Source organism: Reinekea marina (assembly GCF_030409715.1).
Taxonomy (GTDB): domain Bacteria; phylum Pseudomonadota; class Gammaproteobacteria; order Pseudomonadales; family Natronospirillaceae; genus Reinekea; species Reinekea marina.
Genome location: NZ_JAUFQI010000001.1, coordinates 1154594 through 1170949 on the forward strand (window position 1 = coordinate 1154594; position 16356 = coordinate 1170949).

The 16356-nt window shown below is 44.6% G+C and carries 18 protein-coding genes; 14 read left to right on the forward strand and 4 right to left on the reverse strand.

Translation table 11 applies throughout. The annotated features are described in order from the left end of the window. Positions 1 to 4 precede the first annotated feature (4 nt). The 3 genes from minD to QWZ13_RS06005 all read right to left on the reverse strand — a co-directional run bounded on the left by minD (position 5) and on the right by QWZ13_RS06005 (position 3068). Positions 5 to 814, reverse strand: a complete 810-nt coding sequence (gene minD / locus QWZ13_RS05995; RefSeq protein ID WP_216001316.1) for a septum site-determining protein MinD — start codon at positions 812 to 814, stop codon at positions 5 to 7. A gap of 77 nt (positions 815 to 891) precedes the next feature. Then, entirely contained in the window at positions 892 to 1584 is a 693-nt protein-coding gene (gene minC, locus QWZ13_RS06000) for a septum site-determining protein MinC (RefSeq protein WP_290280963.1), read from the reverse strand. Next, positions 1581 to 3068, reverse strand: a complete 1488-nt coding sequence (locus QWZ13_RS06005) for a helix-turn-helix domain-containing protein (RefSeq protein WP_290280964.1) — start codon at positions 3066 to 3068, stop codon at positions 1581 to 1583. Before QWZ13_RS06005 ends, minC begins: the two co-directional genes overlap by 4 nt. Before the next feature lie 512 nt (positions 3069 to 3580). On the opposite strand from QWZ13_RS06005, the gene QWZ13_RS06010 reads away from it, so the two are divergent. Continuing rightward, on the forward strand, positions 3581 to 3958 hold the full coding sequence (locus QWZ13_RS06010) for a hypothetical protein (RefSeq protein WP_216001313.1): 378 nt from the start codon (positions 3581 to 3583) through the stop codon (positions 3956 to 3958). Positions 3959 to 3962: 4 nt separating this feature from the next. Here QWZ13_RS06010 and QWZ13_RS06015 read toward each other — a convergent pair whose 3' ends face one another. Next, entirely contained in the window at positions 3963 to 5246 is a 1284-nt protein-coding gene (locus tag QWZ13_RS06015; RefSeq protein WP_290280965.1) for a DedA family protein, read from the reverse strand. A gap of 154 nt (positions 5247 to 5400) precedes the next feature. Between QWZ13_RS06015 and QWZ13_RS06020 the strand changes: the two genes are divergently transcribed. From QWZ13_RS06020 to QWZ13_RS06080, 13 genes are all read left to right on the forward strand, one after another. Beyond that, a complete protein-coding gene (locus tag QWZ13_RS06020) occupies positions 5401 to 6657 on the forward strand; it encodes a glutamate-5-semialdehyde dehydrogenase (protein WP_290283288.1) in 1257 nt (418 codons plus the stop codon). After that, complete coding sequence (locus tag QWZ13_RS06025; protein WP_252729133.1) at positions 6629 to 7282, forward strand: nicotinate-nicotinamide nucleotide adenylyltransferase; 654 nt, start codon at positions 6629 to 6631, stop codon at positions 7280 to 7282. The genes QWZ13_RS06020 and QWZ13_RS06025 overlap by 29 nt, the downstream gene beginning before the upstream one ends. Positions 7283 to 7303: 21 nt before the next feature. Further along, on the forward strand, positions 7304 to 7651 hold the full coding sequence (gene rsfS / locus QWZ13_RS06030; RefSeq protein ID WP_290280966.1) for a ribosome silencing factor: 348 nt from the start codon (positions 7304 to 7306) through the stop codon (positions 7649 to 7651). Between the two features lie 3 nt (positions 7652 to 7654). Beyond that, on the forward strand, positions 7655 to 8122 hold the full coding sequence (gene rlmH / locus QWZ13_RS06035) for a 23S rRNA (pseudouridine(1915)-N(3))-methyltransferase RlmH (RefSeq protein WP_290280967.1): 468 nt from the start codon (positions 7655 to 7657) through the stop codon (positions 8120 to 8122). Between the two features lie 2 nt (positions 8123 to 8124). After that, on the forward strand, positions 8125 to 9981 hold the full coding sequence (mrdA, locus tag QWZ13_RS06040; protein ID WP_290280968.1) for a penicillin-binding protein 2: 1857 nt from the start codon (positions 8125 to 8127) through the stop codon (positions 9979 to 9981). Then, positions 9971 to 11101: a rod shape-determining protein RodA gene (rodA, locus tag QWZ13_RS06045; RefSeq protein WP_290280969.1), complete on the forward strand. Its 1131-nt coding sequence runs from the start codon at positions 9971 to 9973 to the stop codon at positions 11099 to 11101. Before mrdA ends, rodA begins: the two co-directional genes overlap by 11 nt. Positions 11102 to 11121: 20 nt before the next feature. Continuing rightward, positions 11122 to 12159 (forward strand): lytic murein transglycosylase B, encoded by a 1038-nt coding sequence (gene mltB / locus QWZ13_RS06050; RefSeq protein ID WP_290280970.1) that lies wholly within the window; start codon positions 11122 to 11124, stop codon positions 12157 to 12159. A gap of 6 nt (positions 12160 to 12165) precedes the next feature. Beyond that, positions 12166 to 12963 (forward strand): septal ring lytic transglycosylase RlpA family protein, encoded by a 798-nt coding sequence (locus tag QWZ13_RS06055; protein ID WP_290280971.1) that lies wholly within the window; start codon positions 12166 to 12168, stop codon positions 12961 to 12963. Positions 12964 to 13097: 134 nt separating this feature from the next. Continuing rightward, complete coding sequence (locus QWZ13_RS06060; protein WP_290280972.1) at positions 13098 to 14270, forward strand: D-alanyl-D-alanine carboxypeptidase family protein; 1173 nt, start codon at positions 13098 to 13100, stop codon at positions 14268 to 14270. Positions 14271 to 14274: 4 nt separating this feature from the next. After that, positions 14275 to 14562: an HP0495 family protein gene (locus QWZ13_RS06065; RefSeq protein WP_216001305.1), complete on the forward strand. Its 288-nt coding sequence runs from the start codon at positions 14275 to 14277 to the stop codon at positions 14560 to 14562. Positions 14563 to 14629: 67 nt separating this feature from the next. Continuing rightward, positions 14630 to 15202 (forward strand): lipoyl(octanoyl) transferase LipB, encoded by a 573-nt coding sequence (gene lipB, locus QWZ13_RS06070; RefSeq protein WP_290283289.1) that lies wholly within the window; start codon positions 14630 to 14632, stop codon positions 15200 to 15202. Continuing rightward, complete coding sequence (gene lipA / locus QWZ13_RS06075; protein ID WP_216001303.1) at positions 15199 to 16173, forward strand: lipoyl synthase; 975 nt, start codon at positions 15199 to 15201, stop codon at positions 16171 to 16173. Before lipB ends, lipA begins: the two co-directional genes overlap by 4 nt. A gap of 31 nt (positions 16174 to 16204) precedes the next feature. Next, entirely contained in the window at positions 16205 to 16333 is a 129-nt protein-coding gene (locus tag QWZ13_RS06080) for a hypothetical protein (protein ID WP_290280973.1), read from the forward strand. The last annotated feature ends 23 nt before the right edge of the window (positions 16334 to 16356 follow it).

Sequence of the window (16356 nt, forward strand, 5' to 3'; positions counted from 1 at the left end):
GGTGTTAGCCTCCAAATACTCGCTTTAAAAACCCTTTACGTTGCGCTTCTAAGAAGCGATGAGGTCGATCTTCACCCAGTAATCTTGCTACGGTGTCTTCATAGGCTTGTCCGGCATCACTCTTGTCATCTAAGATAACAGGAACGCCTTTGTTCGAAGCATTGAGCACCGCTTGGCTTTCTGGGATAACGCCGAGCAGTTTAACGGCTAAAATTTCCTCTATATCGGCAATATTGAGCATTTCGCCACGTTCAACACGTTCAGGGTCGAACCGAGTCACTAAAAGATGTTCTTTAACAGGGTCTAAGTTTTGTTCAGCTCTTGAGCTCTTCGATTGCAAGATACCTAAAATACGGTCACTGTCTCTTACCGATGATACTTCTGGGTTTGTCACCACGATCGCAGTGTCGGCATAGTGCATCGCCATTTGCGCGCCGTGTTCAATACCAGCAGGAGAGTCACAAATGATGTATTCAAAACTCTCACTTAAGGTATCGAGTACTTTTTTAACGCCTTCTTTAGTGAGCGCGTCTTTATCGCGAGTTTGAGAGGCTGGTAAAATGAATAAGTTCTCACAACGTTTATCTTTAATAAGGGCCTGCTTAAGAGTTGCGTCGCCTTGAATCACATTGACAAAATCATATACCACACGGCGTTCGCAGTTCATCACGATATCTAAGTTTCTTAACCCGATGTCGAAATCTAAAACAGCGGTTTTATGACCCTTGAGAGCTAAGCCCATACTGATAGCTGCACTGGTGGTTGTTTTGCCAACACCGCCTTTACCTGAGGTGACCACAATTATTTTAGCCAAGAGAATGTCCTTTCTATAGAGTCTATGTATAAGTAGAGCTTAGGTTAAAGCAACTAAGCTGATGGTTCAAACGAGAATTAGAGAAAATCAAACTTGAGGGATTGTTCCTCTAAGTAACAACGGGCACCACCTTCACCTGCAGGGAAGTCTTCTTGCACTAAATAGTTACCGGCAATGGCAATGAGCTCCGCATACATCTGCTGACATATGATTTCACTAAAGATGTCGCCTTGAGCCCCAGCAATGGCTCGACCGCGCAATGCTCCTAAGATGGTGACGTTGCCGTCGGCTATGACTTCGGCCCCCGCACTCACCTGGCTAGTGATTAAAAGGTGTGCATTCTTTGCGTAAACCTGCTGACCCGAGCGTATCGGTGTAGAAACTACCTTTGTTTGCTGGATTCTCGGTTGGGCTTCTTGAATGCGTTGTGCTTTTTTGCTTGCTTTCGGTTCTACCCAAGCACATCCAATTTCTTTAGCCAGTTTTTGATGCGCACTGTGATTGCTGGTTAGCGCGAATGGAACAAGATGGTTTTTTCGGCACATGTCGAAACATTGATTAAGATTGTCTACTGAATAATCGCTATCGCAATCACTGATATCTAAAACCGTTGGCGCCCATTTAAATAGAGCAGGCGCTTGGGCTAAGGTTTTTTGTAGTTGTTCCGCTAAAGCATCAATAGATTGAGCGGGCACTTTGATTTGGTGGCTTGTAACTAGCCTTGAACGTAATTTGAGTGGTTGTGCTGGGGATTCGGCTATTTGATTCACTTATGCTCATCCATAAATTTCACCAATGCAATTTCTCGGCGTTCTTGCATGTTCTTTTCGTTATAGATAGTGGGTTCTTCGGCACGGCTTTCGCAATTTTCGATGGTGCAACGCTCACATGTTTCATTCACTTCTAAAATAGGCACAGATTCATCTGCCCAAAACTTCGCTTTTTCTTTGAAATTTTCGTCGATTAAAAAGCCTAGGGTCATACCTGTATTGGTATTCTCGCCTAACGACTTTTCTCGGACAACAGCTACGTTAAAGAAGGTTTTATTCTGGTGTGTAAAGGTGCTGCGCTGAGCGAGTACATTTACATTTCCCTGGCCAATTGATTCAGAATCGAGCTGTTGTAAGCCAGAAATAGCAGCCCAGCGTCGACAATGGTGCTCGCCAGGGCCAATACCTCGAGGAATAAATACATTAGTTAGGTTGAGCTCTTTATTAATGCGAAACACGTCAGAGCCGACCGGGTGATTAATTCTCATGTAGTGCATTTTAGCGACACCAAAATGCGTCGGCATTATTTGTGACATACGGTACAGGAACATTTCGGGAGTCGCGTCGTATTCGCTCATGAGCTTAGTGAGCGCAGACCCGTCAAAGCGAGTGTTCTCTAACCAAAGATTAATGTCTTTAATGAGCCGTTTCTCTGGAATAAGCAGTGCGCCGGCAAAATATGAAACCTTAAAGTGGTTAACGACCTGATCAAAGGTTTCGACTTTAATCCAAGAGGAGGTTTTTGCTCGCTCTTTTAATCGTAAAATGCGATAGCCAATTTCGCGCGCCAGCACAAATTTCTTTTGCTGAGGCTGCAGCTGCGAGTTTATCCATAGCTTTCTTGGGCTTGGATTGATGGAACGCAGTGACTTTAGATCGGGGTGCTGTGAAAAATCATCATATTCAACTGAGCATTGGAACTCATCTCGCAAGATCGACTCAAGCCAAGATTGGCTCACGCCGCTGGTGAGTGGAATCCTGTTTTGATTGCGAAAATCATTCGCTACCGCTTCAAGTTCTTCAAAGTAATTTAGGTGCATTTTTTGATAAGAGCGTAAAGAGGCTAATAAAAAGTGCTCTACGTTCATGTCATAGCCGCGGCTGATCTCTAGCAACGTGCGAACAAACGCCCCTGCTTTGCTTGGTGAGTCATTCACCAGATCAAAAACATCGGATAAACCAATGCCAAACTGTTGTAGTGGAAAATCCTTTAAGATGGGGGAGTTTAATAAAGCCGATAACGGATTGAGTTCATCATCTAATTGTAGCGATACCAGCTCATCGAAGGTTCTATTGAGCCCTTGGGCGAGTTGGATGATTTTTTCCGGTTTAGGGTACTTTTTACCTTTTTCAATTTCACTGAGGTAAGACACTGACATATTAGTTCGCTCAGCCAATTGCTTAAGCGAATAGCCTTCTGCAAGCCTGAATTGCTTGAGTTTGATGCCTAGAATAAATCGTAAACTTTCGCTGTTAATTTCCATTAGAACCCTAATTTAAAACCTGATTTCGCCACTAGCGAACCGATTTTAGTGAGCTTCGGTGCTAAAGACAATCTAAATAAGGATTATTTGGTCGTATAAGAGAGTTTCGTTTTTTTCATGAACGCTGCTTGAAAATTCAACTGTGAAATATCGCTCGTAGCGAATTTACGCTGAATAATGAAATACGCAGAAAAAATTGATTTGATTCTAGGCTTAGGGTATCTTACCGCCTGTTCCCCTTGGAACCAGGTGAAAACCTGAAAGCATGGTTGTGCGTTGTATTTTTTTGATAGGAGTGGCGATTCGCTGCTCCTTTTTTTTGCCTTACTACTTTATGGATATTGTTCGGTAAAAGCTGACTGGATGGTAGGGTATAAAAGTTAGACTCAGCTCAAAGTTGAGAGATTCGGTGCTAGTAATCTTTATTGATTTTGCTAACATGGTGGTTCCTATCAGTAGGAGCGTATATCAAGGTAGTTATACGTAATGGCCATTATCAAGGATGAAATTCAATGGACAAAGTCAATCGGTCTCGCCGTATTCATTTTTTAGCTCAATTTGTACCCGAAGAACTTGCGCCTCAAATAGGGGTGTATTTTGGTGAGCACGTCATTCGGGTAAATGGCCAAATGTGCTTAGTAGTAAACTCTGACGGTGAAGTCGGAATACGTGCTTTACATCCTGCCCTAGTATCAGAATTATCACATTTGTGCGGAGATCGGCATTGGGTTGCACATGGCCGAGTTTACGAGCAGTGGTTTTTATTGCCAGAAGCTATTTCATTGAGCGATCGACGCATTGGTAAGTGGATTCATAGTTCAAGCTTAGAGGTTTACCGGCAATCTCAGTTTGGCCCTGTGGCTAATGTTCGTAAAAGTAATGCGAATTAGCTTATTAAGCGATAATTGTAAACGCGACCGTTGTGAGCAGTAGCAATACAGTGATGCCGCCTGGGCTGGGCACATTCAGGCTAATGTGCAGCGCTCGCCAAGCAATTCGCACAACAGAGCTACAGAAAATACCCAAAGATAAACTCGCTATGGCCGCTGAAAGGCTGATTTCGCCGTTCCACAACAAGCTGACGATAACCAATAGTATCATCGTAAAGGCCATTAAATAAATTGGCCAGCGTTTCAGGCCGTGCAAGCTATTGCTGTATAAGTTGGCTATAAAAGCCAGTAAAAACACCAGCGTACTCGTGACATTGAGGTGGTTCATATCTTTGTGAGCGGGCGAGTAAATTTCGACAACGCTGGTCGCTCCCCATAAAAACCCTAAAGTGAGGGCCGCTGTCAGAGCCAGCGCTATTTTTCGGCATAAAATTAACCAAAAACAAGTTAGGGATATGAGTGTGGCAATGAGTGCGTCGTTGTTGAGATTGGCAAAATAATGCCAAAGGCTAGAGAGCCGATAGTACTGCCAGTCTTGTGCCCATTGGTGGAAATCTGCATTTTGTTTCAGTGGAGATAGTAAATAGACGGCGGTAAAAGCGCTCAACGAGAGCAGCGCTAAAACACCTGAATGAATGGGCCACCTATCCGCTTGATCACGCGTGAGCCAGCCTTTGAGCAGTAGTTGCTCGGGGTGGGTGTGGTGATAAATCGTAAGCATTACCATGCCAATAAAAAGCATGCTCAGGCTGAAGATTATGAGTGATCGATCCGCAATGGGTTGAAGCTGCCATAAATTGGCGAGTTCACCAGTATAATAGCCCGGAAGTAAGTAGGCGGGCGCCCAAAATAAAACGGTTAAAACGCTTAGAGGGATAAAGCGCTGTGGTGGCATTCCCAGTGCGCCGGTTAGCATTGGGACGATAGGTCTTAAAGGCCCTAAGAAACGACCAATAATGACGCTTATCCAACCCCACTTATCGATAAACCAAGTGCCTTGCTCGATCCAATTCTGATGCGATTTAAGCCACTTGCTTTCAAAAAGCTTGTGTTTAAGTTTATAGCCGATAAAAAAGCTCGCAATATCGCCAATGGCAGCGCCTGCCGCACCGAAAACTAATAGTGTGGTAGCGGGTATCTCGGTTGCGTTTGCAATGGCGGCTAACGAAAATAGCAAGACAATGCCGGGCACAAATAGACCGATGAGCGCTAACGACTCGAGTAAAGATACGAGTAAAACGCTCAATAATACGACCCAAGAAGAGTGAGTTAGCCAGTCCAGCAACATGGTGTTCTTTTATCCGTCCAAAAAAAAGGTAAAAAATGAGTCAAACTTAAAAGAGGCGGTGTTTTACTCCTTTTTATCTCGGATAGCAACGTGGAGTATGCCTAGCAGTGCAGGTATACTGGTGATTCTATAAAGAGTGTAGTAGACAATGACCATGAATGTTTCTGAATATATGTCGAAACTCGGACAGCAAGCTCGCGATGCTTCTCGTGTGCTCGCTAACTGTGAAACGGCACAAAAAAATAACGCGTTAGTTGCCATGGCTGATGCTATTAATCAGGGCCGAGCGGTATTAAAGCAAGCCAATCAACAAGATCTAGACGCGGGCGCACTAAAAGGGCTTTCACCTGCAATGTTGGATCGCTTAGAGTTGACCGATGCACGTATCGACACAATGGTAGAGGGGTTGCACCAAGTGGCTGGCCTTTCTGATCCCATCGGCGGCATTACAGATATGGACTACCGCCCCAGTGGTATTCAAATAGGAAAAATGCGCGTGCCATTGGGTGTTATTGGCATTATCTACGAATCTCGACCAAACGTTACAATTGAAGCGGCGAGTTTATGTTTAAAATCTGGCAATGCCGTCATTCTGCGTGGAGGCAGTGAGGCCATACACTCTAATACGGCCCTTGCTCAATGTATTAGTGCTGGATTAGAAAAAGCAGGTCTGCCTGCCACTTCAGTGCAAGTAGTTGAAATTACCGACCGCGATGCAGTGCATCAGTTGATCACAATGCCGGAATTTGTTGATGTTATTGTGCCGCGCGGAGGCAAAGGCTTAATAGAGCGCATCAGTGCCGATGCTCGGGTTCCGGTTATTAAACATTTGGATGGCAACTGCCATGTTTATGTAGACGCCGAAGCCGATATAGCCAAAGCACAGCGTATCGCCTTTAACGCTAAAACCCGTCGCTATGGTGTTTGTAATGCCATGGAGTCGTTATTGGTTCATGAGAGTGTTGCCAAAGCATTTTTACCTGAAATCGCACGAATGTTTGCCGAAAAAGGTGTAGAATTGCGCGGCTGTGAATTAACCCAAGATTTAATCGATTGTGAAACAGCGACCGAGGAAGACTGGTATTTAGAATATGTGGCGCCAATTTTAGCCATAAAGGTGGTGGCTTCATTTGATGAAGCCGTGGCTCACATTAATAAGTATGGCAGTCATCATACTGATGCAATTGTGACTGAAAACTTTACCACAGCACGGAAGTTTTTAAGGGCTGCCGATTCATCTTCGGTCATGGTGAATGCATCTACGGCGTTTGCAGATGGATTTGAATACGGATTAGGGGCTGAAATAGGTATATCCACGGATAAAATTCACGCGCGCGGCCCCGTTGGTTTAATTGGGTTAACCTCGCAGAAATACGTTGTGTTTGGAGACGGACATATTCGTGAATCGTGAGTGCGTTTATGGGGGTACCTTTGACCCATTTCACAATGGCCATGAAGCGGTGTGTCTTCACGTACTGAAGCACACTGCTTTGCAAGAAATACCGCTGAGGGTAATTCCTTGTGCGACACCGGCTTTGAAACGCCCGGCACAAGCATCAGATGATGAGCGTTTGGCGATGCTCAAGCTTTGGCGTAAATCGCAAGAAAATGCGTCTAGAATTGTAATTGATGCCATTGAGTTAGAGATGGGGCAGGTAAGCTACACCGCTGATACATTGAGTAAATTAGCTCAACGAGATGCATCGTTAACCACTCGTGTTTGGGTTTTGGGCGTCGATGCCTTCAACTCTATAGCGCAGTGGCATAAAAGTGATGAGTTAATTCGTTGTTTGAATTTTTGGGTGATCAGCCGTTTAGGCGAAGAGTCCATTTCAAATTCACTCAATTTAAAAGAAGCCACTGATTTAGATGCATTGTGGCAAAAAGGACCCGGTTATTTTTGGTATGATGATCGATTAGCGTATCGCGAAGCTTCTTCCGAGATTCGAAAATCAATAAATCAAAAGCCTTGGCCTGTACCTCAACCGATAGCCGACTATATTGAAAGACATGAACTTTATCAGGCTTCGGCCTAAGAGACATTACGGACATAAAACATGAAAAATGCACACGACAGTGAGCTATTAAACAGCGTCATTGAAGCGTTAGAAGATATTAAAGCAACCGATATTCAAGTGCTCGATGTAAAAGACAAAACCGACATTATGGATACCTTAGTGATTGCCTCTGGTACATCTTCTCGCCATATCGCCGCAGTTGTAAACTCGGTTTCGGAAGATCTCAAGAAAAAAGGGTATCAATCGCATCACCAAGAAGGTCAAGCGGGTTCAGATTGGGTTCTGCTCGATTTTACCGACCTAGTCCTGCACGTAATGCTGCCTGAAGCTCGCGCGCTATATGATTTAGAAGCGCTTTGGTCAGGATTAAGCCCCGATTCGGTGTAGCCCATGAAAGTACGAGTCTTGGCGGTAGGCCCTAAAATGCCGAAATGGGTAGAAGAGGGTGCGGGTGACTACTTAAAACGTATGCCCCGCGATATCGCCATCGAATTTGTGCCTCTCAACTTGGGTGCGCGCGGAAAAAGTGCCAGCATGTCTAAAGCCATAGCTCAAGAAGGCGATGCTATGTTGGCGCAAATAAAGCCTGAAGACCATGTTGTAGCATTGGATTTATCAGGCAAGGATTGGTCTACAGAGCAATTGTCTGAGCAATTGCAGCAATGGCGAGAGCAGGCTAAAACCTTGGTGTTATTAATAGGCGGTCCTGATGGCTTAGACCCAAGATGCTTAACCCGAGCTAATCAAAAATGGTGTTTGTCTAAATTAACGCTGCCGCACCCGTTGGTGCGTGTTTTGTTATCTGAGCAGCTGTATCGTGCTTGGAGTATTACGCAAAATCATCCATATCATAAATAACCATGTCAGCATTCACTCCTCTTAACAATAAAGCATTCGAAAAACGATTATTTCATCGCAGAATGAGTGTGGCATTTGTCATAGTATCAATTACTTTGTTGTTATTGCTGTCACGCTTTTTCTTCCTGCAAATACTCGACTATGAAAAGTACGAGTCATTATCCGATCGGAACCGGTTAGAAGTATTGCCTATCGCGCCTATTCGCGGGCTTATTTATGATCGAAATGGTGAGCTGTTGGCAAAAAACTTACCAAGCCATACGCTCAGTATTGTTATAGAGCGCACTAAAGATATCGACAGCCTTATTGAGCGACTAAAAGAGTTGGTTGAGTTATCTGACGATCAAGTGGATCGGTTTTATAAGCGCTTAAAGCAAAGTCGACGTCCGTTTGACCCAGTACCGCTTAAAATTAAGCTGACCGAACAAGAAATTGCTGTGCTTGCCGCAGAGCGTTTCTTTTTAGAAGGCGTTCAGGTTGAAGCGGAACTGATCCGACAATATCCAGAAGCGGACGCTTTCGCCCATGTCATTGGCTATGTAGGTCGAATCAATGAGGCTGAACTTGAAAACTTAGATCTCGGTGCTTATGCAGGTATCCGATTTATTGGAAAGCAAGGCGTTGAGCGACAGTATGAAAAACAGTTGCTTGGTCAAGCTGGCTACCAACGAGTAGAAACCAACGCTCGTGGTCGAATTATTAATGTCATTGAAAAGAAAGCGCCGGTACCTGGCGCAAACATCCATTTGCATTTAGACCGTCAGTTGCAATTGTATGCCTATGAACTACTCGAAGGTAAAAAAGGCGCAATTGTAGCCATTGAGCCTGAAACAGGCGGAATTTTGGCCATGGTCAGCCGCCCCAGTTACGATCCAAACCTCTATGTTAGCGGGTTTCCGGCGGTACTTTATAACGCATTGAGAGACTCCCCCGATAAACCCTTTCTAAACAGAACGATCCGTGGCCAGTACCCGCCGGCGTCCACCATTAAACCGTTTATCGGCCTGGCCGGAATTAACGAAGGTGTGGTTCGATGGGATACCGTTTATAAATCAACCGGGTCTTTTCAATTGCCAAATGACGAGCGATTGTATCGAGATTGGAAACGTGGCGGGCATGGTCTCGTTGATATGAAAGACGCTATTGCAGAATCGGTTGATACTTATTTTTATGATATGGCCTATAAGTTAACGCTCGAACCTATTCATGACATGTTGGCTCAATTCGGGTTTGGACAAGACACCAGTTTAGATCTTTACAACCCATTCAACGGCATTAACCCCACGAGAGACTGGAAAAAGAACCGCCATGGCTTTTCTTGGTATGCCGGTGATACGGTTAATTTAGGCATTGGCCAAGGTTATATGCTGGTAACACCCATGCAATTGGCGATCGCAACGGCGGTGTTGGCTGAAAAAGGCCAATGGATGATGCCGCGGTTGATATTGCACAGTAATGATGAATCGTTGATGGATTTTCCGGATAAAGCCCTACCCGATGTTAAGCTCAATAACGATGCACATTGGGATAAAATGAATGAAGCGCTAATGGAAGTCATGTATGGCGCAAAAGGTACGGCAAGAGGAGCGGGCTATCAGTCTGCCTATTCTATCGCCGGCAAATCTGGCACAGCCCAGTTAGCGCATATTCAACGAGATGAAAACGGTGAGGCGTTAGGTGATGTGCCTGAGCATCTAATCGACCACGCATTATTTATGGGCTTTGCTCCTGTTGAAGATCCTAAAATTGCCATTGCCGTTGTTGTAGAAAACGGAGGTGGTGGTAGTTCAGTTGCTGCACCTATGATGCGTAAGCTGATGGATGATTATTTATTGAGAGAGTCTACCTATGCTGAGTGATTTCGTTAGACACGACACCGAAGGGACCTTTTCACGCAAAACTTCCATGTGGTATCGCTTGCATATCGATCCTTGGTTATTGCTCGGCCTATTTGTACTCGCAGTGGTGGGTTTGATTGTTTTGTTCAGTGCATCCGGCGGTGATTTTGGCACCGTGATCCGGCAAGGCATTCGATTGCTGGTGGGCTTTGTTGGTATGCTCATCATCGCGCAATTTGACCCGCGTGTGTTCCAACAGTGGGGCGGTGTTGCCTTTGTTTTTGGCTTGGGGTTGTTAGTCGCTGTCCTTGTCATGGGTGCAGGCGCTAAAGGCGCACAACGATGGTTGGAAATTCCAGGGTTATTTCGCTTTCAACCTTCTGAACTTATGAAGTTAGCCTTGCCGATTATGATGTCTTGGTATATTTCGCGCTATGGAGTACCGCCGCGGTTTAAACATATCGCAGGCTCAGCCATTATATTGTTTCTACCGGTGATTCTTATTTTACAGCAACCCGATTTAGGGACCTCATTATTGATCGCAGCATCGGGCATCTTTGTAATTTTTTTAGCCGGACTCAGCTGGAAAATCATAGCAAGCCTTGCCGTAGTTGCATTGGGCTCATTGCCGGCAATGTGGCTGTTTGTCATGCGAGATTACCAAAAACAACGAGTGCTCACTTTCTTGAATCCAGAATCAGATCCTTTAGGGTCGGGTTGGAATATTATTCAATCTAAAACAGCAATTGGCTCTGGCGGTTTGCAGGGCAAAGGCTTTATGGAGGGTACTCAATCTCAACTGGATTTTTTACCGGAAAGCCATACCGACTTTATCATTGCTGTACTCAGTGAAGAGTTGGGATTTGTGGGCGTCTTAGGCTTAATGTGCGTTTACGCGTTTATTATTTATCGATGCATGGTGATCTCGTTAAATGGGCGAGATAACTTTACTCGATTACTCGCGGGTTCTTTGTCTTTGACGTTTTTTATCTACATTTTTGTAAACATTGGTATGGTAAGTGGCTTGTTGCCCGTGGTTGGAGTGCCACTGCCGCTAGTCAGTTACGGTGGAACATCTATTGTGACGTTGTTAGCCAGTTTTGGGATATTAATGTCGATCAGTACACATCAACATAAGTAAATAATTTACGAACGGTAAAGATGATCGCCATTCGAGAATACAGGGGCTATGGTATGGTCAGTGTTATATTCATTCTATATCAGGGTTTTATTACGATGAAGACAGTTTTTTTGGGTTTAGTTTTTGTCATCAGTGTTGCCTACGCCGATAACTTTACAGGGTTTCCTCGCACTCAGGCGATTGTGAATATATTAGTTGATGAACACGGCTTTGACCGTGAAGAAGTTAATCGTTGGATGAGTGAGGGAAACTATCGACAAGCATCGGTATCAAACTTATCAGCGCCCGCTGAAAAGACAAAAAGCTATACACAATACAAGCCCATGTTCGTCACCAACACCATGATTAAAAATGGCCGTGCTTTTGTATCAACGAACAAGGAATTGCTGCAAAAAGCCGAGGACACTTACGGTGTGCCTATCAGTATTATAACCGCTATTATTGGAATCGAAACTCGTTACGGTTCATCACGCGGTCGCTATCGTACCTTTGACTCGCTAGGCAGTTTAGCCGTTACAGAAGGTCGGCGAGCCGATTACTTTCAGCGTGAATGGATTCGATATTTGCTCATTATGCGTGACCAAAACATGGATCCATTAGAAACAAAAGGATCTTATGCAGGCGCCATGGGTTACCCTCAGTTTATGCCGACAAGTTATGTTGCATATGCTGTTGACCACGATAACGATGGCGATATAGACATCTGGAATGATGTGAACGATTCTATCGGCTCGGTAGCGAATTATTTAAAAGAAAACGGTTGGCAACGAGGCGGTCGTATTTATTCGACCGTTGGTAACGCCACTGAAAGCGAGGCGGTAAAACTAAACAGCTTTGACCGAGATCGCACTTTAGCCGAACTCGAAGCCCTGGGCTGGCAAGTTAGCCATAAGGGTGAACCAAATGATGTTGTCTTTCCTGTTCGCTTAGAAGGCGAAAGCGGACCGGAATATTGGTTAGGCTATAAAAATTTCTGGGTGGTTTCGCGTTATAATAGGTCTTTTTCATACACTATGGCGGTGGTGCAATTAGCAGACGCCATTAAGAGCAGTGAGTAAGTTTAAATGCAATTGAATTCATTAAATGGCTGGCCGTGGTTGTTAGTTGGCCTAATACTGGCAGGCTGCTCCAGCCAATATGTTTCACACGATGCGCTGACGGAAACCAGTAACGCTGGCCGTTACAGTTTAAAACAAGATAAAGGGCCGGACCAGCCGCTAGCCGCCAGTGATATCAATACCACCACACCTAGGAAAGAGCCCTTAAGTAAGCATGGCAATAAGAGCCCCTATACGGTTAATGGTAAAAAATACCACATAATGTCGAGTGCGCTTGGCTTTAAAGAGGAAGGGCTTGCTTCTTGGTATGGTCAAAAGTTTCACGGTCATAGCACGTCGAATGGCGAAACTTTCGATATGTATAAGATCAGCGCGGCTCATAAAACCTTACCATTGCCAACCTGGGTTAGGGTGACCAACCTCGATAACGGTAAATCTATCGATGTTCGAGTAAACGACCGAGGACCATTCCATGGCGGCCGAATCATCGATTTATCCTATGCCGGCGCGGTTAAATTAGGGTATGTCGATAAAGGAACAGCGAGAGTGCGCGTTGAAGTGCTCGAAGGTGACTCTTTAGATCAATCGGCTTACTTCGTGCAAGTTGGGGCTTTCAGTTCGAAAGATTCTGCTCAAAACTTACAGAAACGACTAAAAAACGAAGTCGATTATAAAGTGGGCGTCTATAAAGATAACTTTTATCGCGTTCGAATTGGTCCCGTTAAGTACGATCAAGCCATTGCGATTCAGCAGCAATACACCGGAGATGAGTTCGGTAAGCCACTATTGGTTGCGAAACCCTGATCGCTTAGGTGTAAGTTTCGATGCCCGACCAGTGGTAGGGTGTAATATTTAAATACGCTGGTACAATAGCCGCGCTTTATGTTCTGTGGTCTTAATTCTTTTGTGTCATGTCAGGTAATTTTTAAGGAGTTTTTGTGAGTTTTTATTTTCGTTTAAAGCGTTTTGGGCTTATTAGCCTATGTTCAGTTTGTTCAATGGTATTCGCTGAACCGCTTATCCCTGCAGCACCGCAATTAGCGGCTACGTCTTATATATTGATGGATGCTGAAACTCAGCAAATTCTAGTAGCTTATAATGAACATGAACAATTGCCTCCTGCCAGTTTAACCAAACTGATGACCAGCTATATTGCTGAGCGAGAGATCATAGAAGGTCGCATGTCGCTGACCGATGAAACGTTAGTCAGTGAAAAAGCATGGCGTATGCCGGGTTCTCGGATGTTTATCCAAGAAGGTAAAATGGTCAGCATTGAAGATTTGTTGCGCGGAATCATTATTCCTTCTGGCAACGATGCCTCAGTGGCCATGGCAGAGCATGTCGCCGGCACAGAAGATTTATTTGTTCAGCTTATGAATAAATACGCTGAAAAAATCGGTATGCAAAATACCGTGTTTGCGAATGCATCAGGCTTACCACCGAAAGATGACCAGCAGCATCTATCAACAGCCTACGATCTGGCTCAGCTATCCAGAGCCATTATTTACGATAACGCGCAGTTCTTCCCATTGTATTCAGAACGCAGTTTTAAGTATGGGCCAGTGGCGGCACAACCCAATCGTAACCGTTTATTGGGAACTAACCCCGATGTTGATGGTTTAAAAACCGGCCATACCGACGCCGCTGGCTATTGTTTAGCCGCATCAGCGAAGCGAGATGGTATGCGACTCATCAGTGTGGTGATGGGAGCGCGGTCAGAAGATGCTAGAGCGCAAGAAACACAAAAATTGCTGACCTACGGATTCCGCTTTTTTCGAACCGTTGATGTTCATAAGGCCGACGAGACCCTCTACACTTCTCGTATTTGGGGCGGTGCCGAAAAAGAAATGCACGTTGGTTTAGCTGAAGATTTAAAGCTAACTATTGCTCGTGGAGCGGAAGAAACGCTTAAAACCGAAATCAACATTGAATCTGTCATAAAAGCCCCTATTGAGAAAGGGCAGGTCATGGGTGAGCTAATTGTCTCCATCGGAGGTAAAGAGGTCGCACGTCACGATGTAGTAGCTCTTAAAGAGATCAAGCAAGCTGGATTCTTTGCTCGAATCTGGGATTTGATCTTATTATTTATTTCTAATTTATTCTCAGGTTAATGGTATGAAAGTCTCTAATATTGACAGCGATAAAGCTCCTAAGATTGAGTTCCCTTGCCCAAACTACGTCATCAAGATTGTTGGTGATGATAAAGACGGCTATCGCGATTTTGTTGCCAGTGTATTAGCAAAGTACGACAGCAAGGTTTCAACCGCTTCTTTTACAGAGCAGCCGAGTAAAAATGGCCGATTTGTAAGTCTGACCGTTCGTATGCATATCGAAGCTGAGTCTGTTTTAAGTGCTTTGTTTGAAGAACTGAAGAAAAGCCCGATGGTTAAAATGGTTTTATAGGGTGGCTGATTTACCCGTCATTATTCGTGATTTAGGCCAAGTCTCCTACGTGGATACTTGGCAGAAAATGCAGGACTTCACGCTTGAGCGAGACGAATCGACAGTCGATGAAGTGTGGTTGTTAGAGCATGAGCCAGTATTCACACAAGGCCAGGCAGGTAAAGCTGAACATATATTGAACCCAGGTGATATTCCTATCGTGAAAGTAGATCGTGGTGGGCAGGTGACTTATCACGGACCGGGGCAACTGGTGGCTTATGTTTTACTTGATATGACGCGCATTGGATCGGATGTACGAAAGCTGGTCAGTGCATTAGAAGACAGTGTTGTAAACACCTTGTCTCGTTACGATATTGATGCGGCACCCAAAGCCGATGCGCCTGGTGTCTATGTAAACGAAAGAAAAATATGCTCATTAGGCTTAAGAATTAAAAAAGGCAAGAGCTTTCACGGGCTGGCCTTGAATATCAATATGGATTTAGGGCCATTCCTACGGATAAACCCGTGTGGTTATGCCGGATTAGAAATGACACAGCTAAATGAATTTACAGCAAACCCTGACATGACCTTAATTAAGCAGCAATGGGTCGAAGCATTTTGCCAAGTACTTGCTATGCAACCAAAGTGGGAAACACAATGACTGATACTGCATCAAAACCGGTAAAGCCTAAAAAGCAACAAGGTGTAAAGTTACGCGGCGCGGATAAAACAGATCGTATTCCAATTAAGGTTATTCCAACGGAAACGATGCTGAAGAAACCAGATTGGATTCGCGTACGAATTCCCGCATCGCCTGAAGTAGCAAACATTAAGAAAAAACTTCGTAGCCATAATTTGCATTCTGTTTGTGAAGAAGCCAATTGCCCTAACCTAGGGGAGTGTTTTAGTCATGGCACCGCAACGTTCATGATCATGGGCGATATCTGTACTCGTCGTTGCCCATTTTGTGATGTTGCACATGGCCGACCGAATGCATTAAATGAAAAAGAGCCTGAAGAGTTAGCGAAAGCGATTGGGGAAATGGGGCTTAAATACGTTGTAATTACCTCGGTTGACCGTGATGATCTGAGAGACGGTGGCGCGCAACACATTACTGATTGTGTCGCAGCGGTGCGTAAGCATTCCCCAGGCATTCGTATCGAAACTTTAGTACCCGATTTTAGAGGTCGACTGGACGTCGCTGTTGATATTATGGAAACAGATGCACCGGATGTATTCAACCATAACTTAGAGACGGTCCCATCTTTGTACAAAAAGGTACGTCCCGGTGCAGATTACCAACACTCTCTCGATTTACTGAAAGCAATGAAAGAGCGCAAGCCCGATGTAAAAACCAAATCTGGTTTAATGGTCGGCGTGGGCGAAAGCATTGAAGAAGTGAAAGACGTCATGCGTGATCTATACGCACACAAGGTTGATATGGTGACCATTGGACAATATTTACAGCCTTCTAAGCATCACCTCGCCGTTGAGCGCTTTGTGCACCCAGATGAATTTAAAGAGCTTGAAGATTTTGGCATGGAACTCGGCTTTGAAAACGTAGCCTCAGGTCCGTTAGTTCGCTCTAGTTACCATGCAGATTTGCAAGCTAAAGGTGAGCAAGTCGGTTAATAGTGAATAAACCGCTAACCCGTTAGCGGCATTGAAAAGCCTCAAGGAACCAACCAACATTGTGGTTGAGCTTCCTTGGGGCTTTTTTGTGCCTTTTACTTTCTGTTTTAGGCAAAAAAACGGTGCCTTCTGGATAAGAAACGCTGGGTTATTCCCTTAATTCCCTTTCCGAATAGAAAAAAT

Excerpts from the sequence above, each read along its gene's own strand:
- rsfS (WP_290280966.1), top strand. The coding sequence starts at position 7,304 with ATGAAAAATGCACACGACAGTGAGCTATTAAACAGCGTCATTGAAGCG.
- QWZ13_RS06010 (WP_216001313.1), top strand. The coding sequence starts at position 3,581 with ATGGACAAAGTCAATCGGTCTCGCCGTATTCATTTTTTAGCTCAATTT.
- QWZ13_RS06055 (WP_290280971.1), top strand. The coding sequence starts at position 12,166 with ATGCAATTGAATTCATTAAATGGCTGGCCGTGGTTGTTAGTTGGCCTA.
- QWZ13_RS06020 (WP_290283288.1), top strand. The coding sequence starts at position 5,401 with ATGAATGTTTCTGAATATATGTCGAAACTCGGACAGCAAGCTCGCGAT.
- QWZ13_RS06065 (WP_216001305.1), top strand. The coding sequence starts at position 14,275 with ATGAAAGTCTCTAATATTGACAGCGATAAAGCTCCTAAGATTGAGTTC.
- lipA (WP_216001303.1), top strand. The coding sequence starts at position 15,199 with ATGACTGATACTGCATCAAAACCGGTAAAGCCTAAAAAGCAACAAGGT.
- QWZ13_RS06005 (WP_290280964.1), bottom strand. The coding sequence starts at position 3,068 with ATGGAAATTAACAGCGAAAGTTTACGATTTATTCTAGGCATCAAACTC.
- lipB (WP_290283289.1), top strand. The coding sequence starts at position 14,630 with ATGCAGGACTTCACGCTTGAGCGAGACGAATCGACAGTCGATGAAGTG.
- mrdA (WP_290280968.1), top strand. The coding sequence starts at position 8,125 with ATGTCAGCATTCACTCCTCTTAACAATAAAGCATTCGAAAAACGATTA.
- rlmH (WP_290280967.1), top strand. The coding sequence starts at position 7,655 with ATGAAAGTACGAGTCTTGGCGGTAGGCCCTAAAATGCCGAAATGGGTA.
- QWZ13_RS06015 (WP_290280965.1), bottom strand. The coding sequence starts at position 5,246 with ATGTTGCTGGACTGGCTAACTCACTCTTCTTGGGTCGTATTATTGAGC.
- mltB (WP_290280970.1), top strand. The coding sequence starts at position 11,122 with ATGATCGCCATTCGAGAATACAGGGGCTATGGTATGGTCAGTGTTATA.
- rodA (WP_290280969.1), top strand. The coding sequence starts at position 9,971 with ATGCTGAGTGATTTCGTTAGACACGACACCGAAGGGACCTTTTCACGC.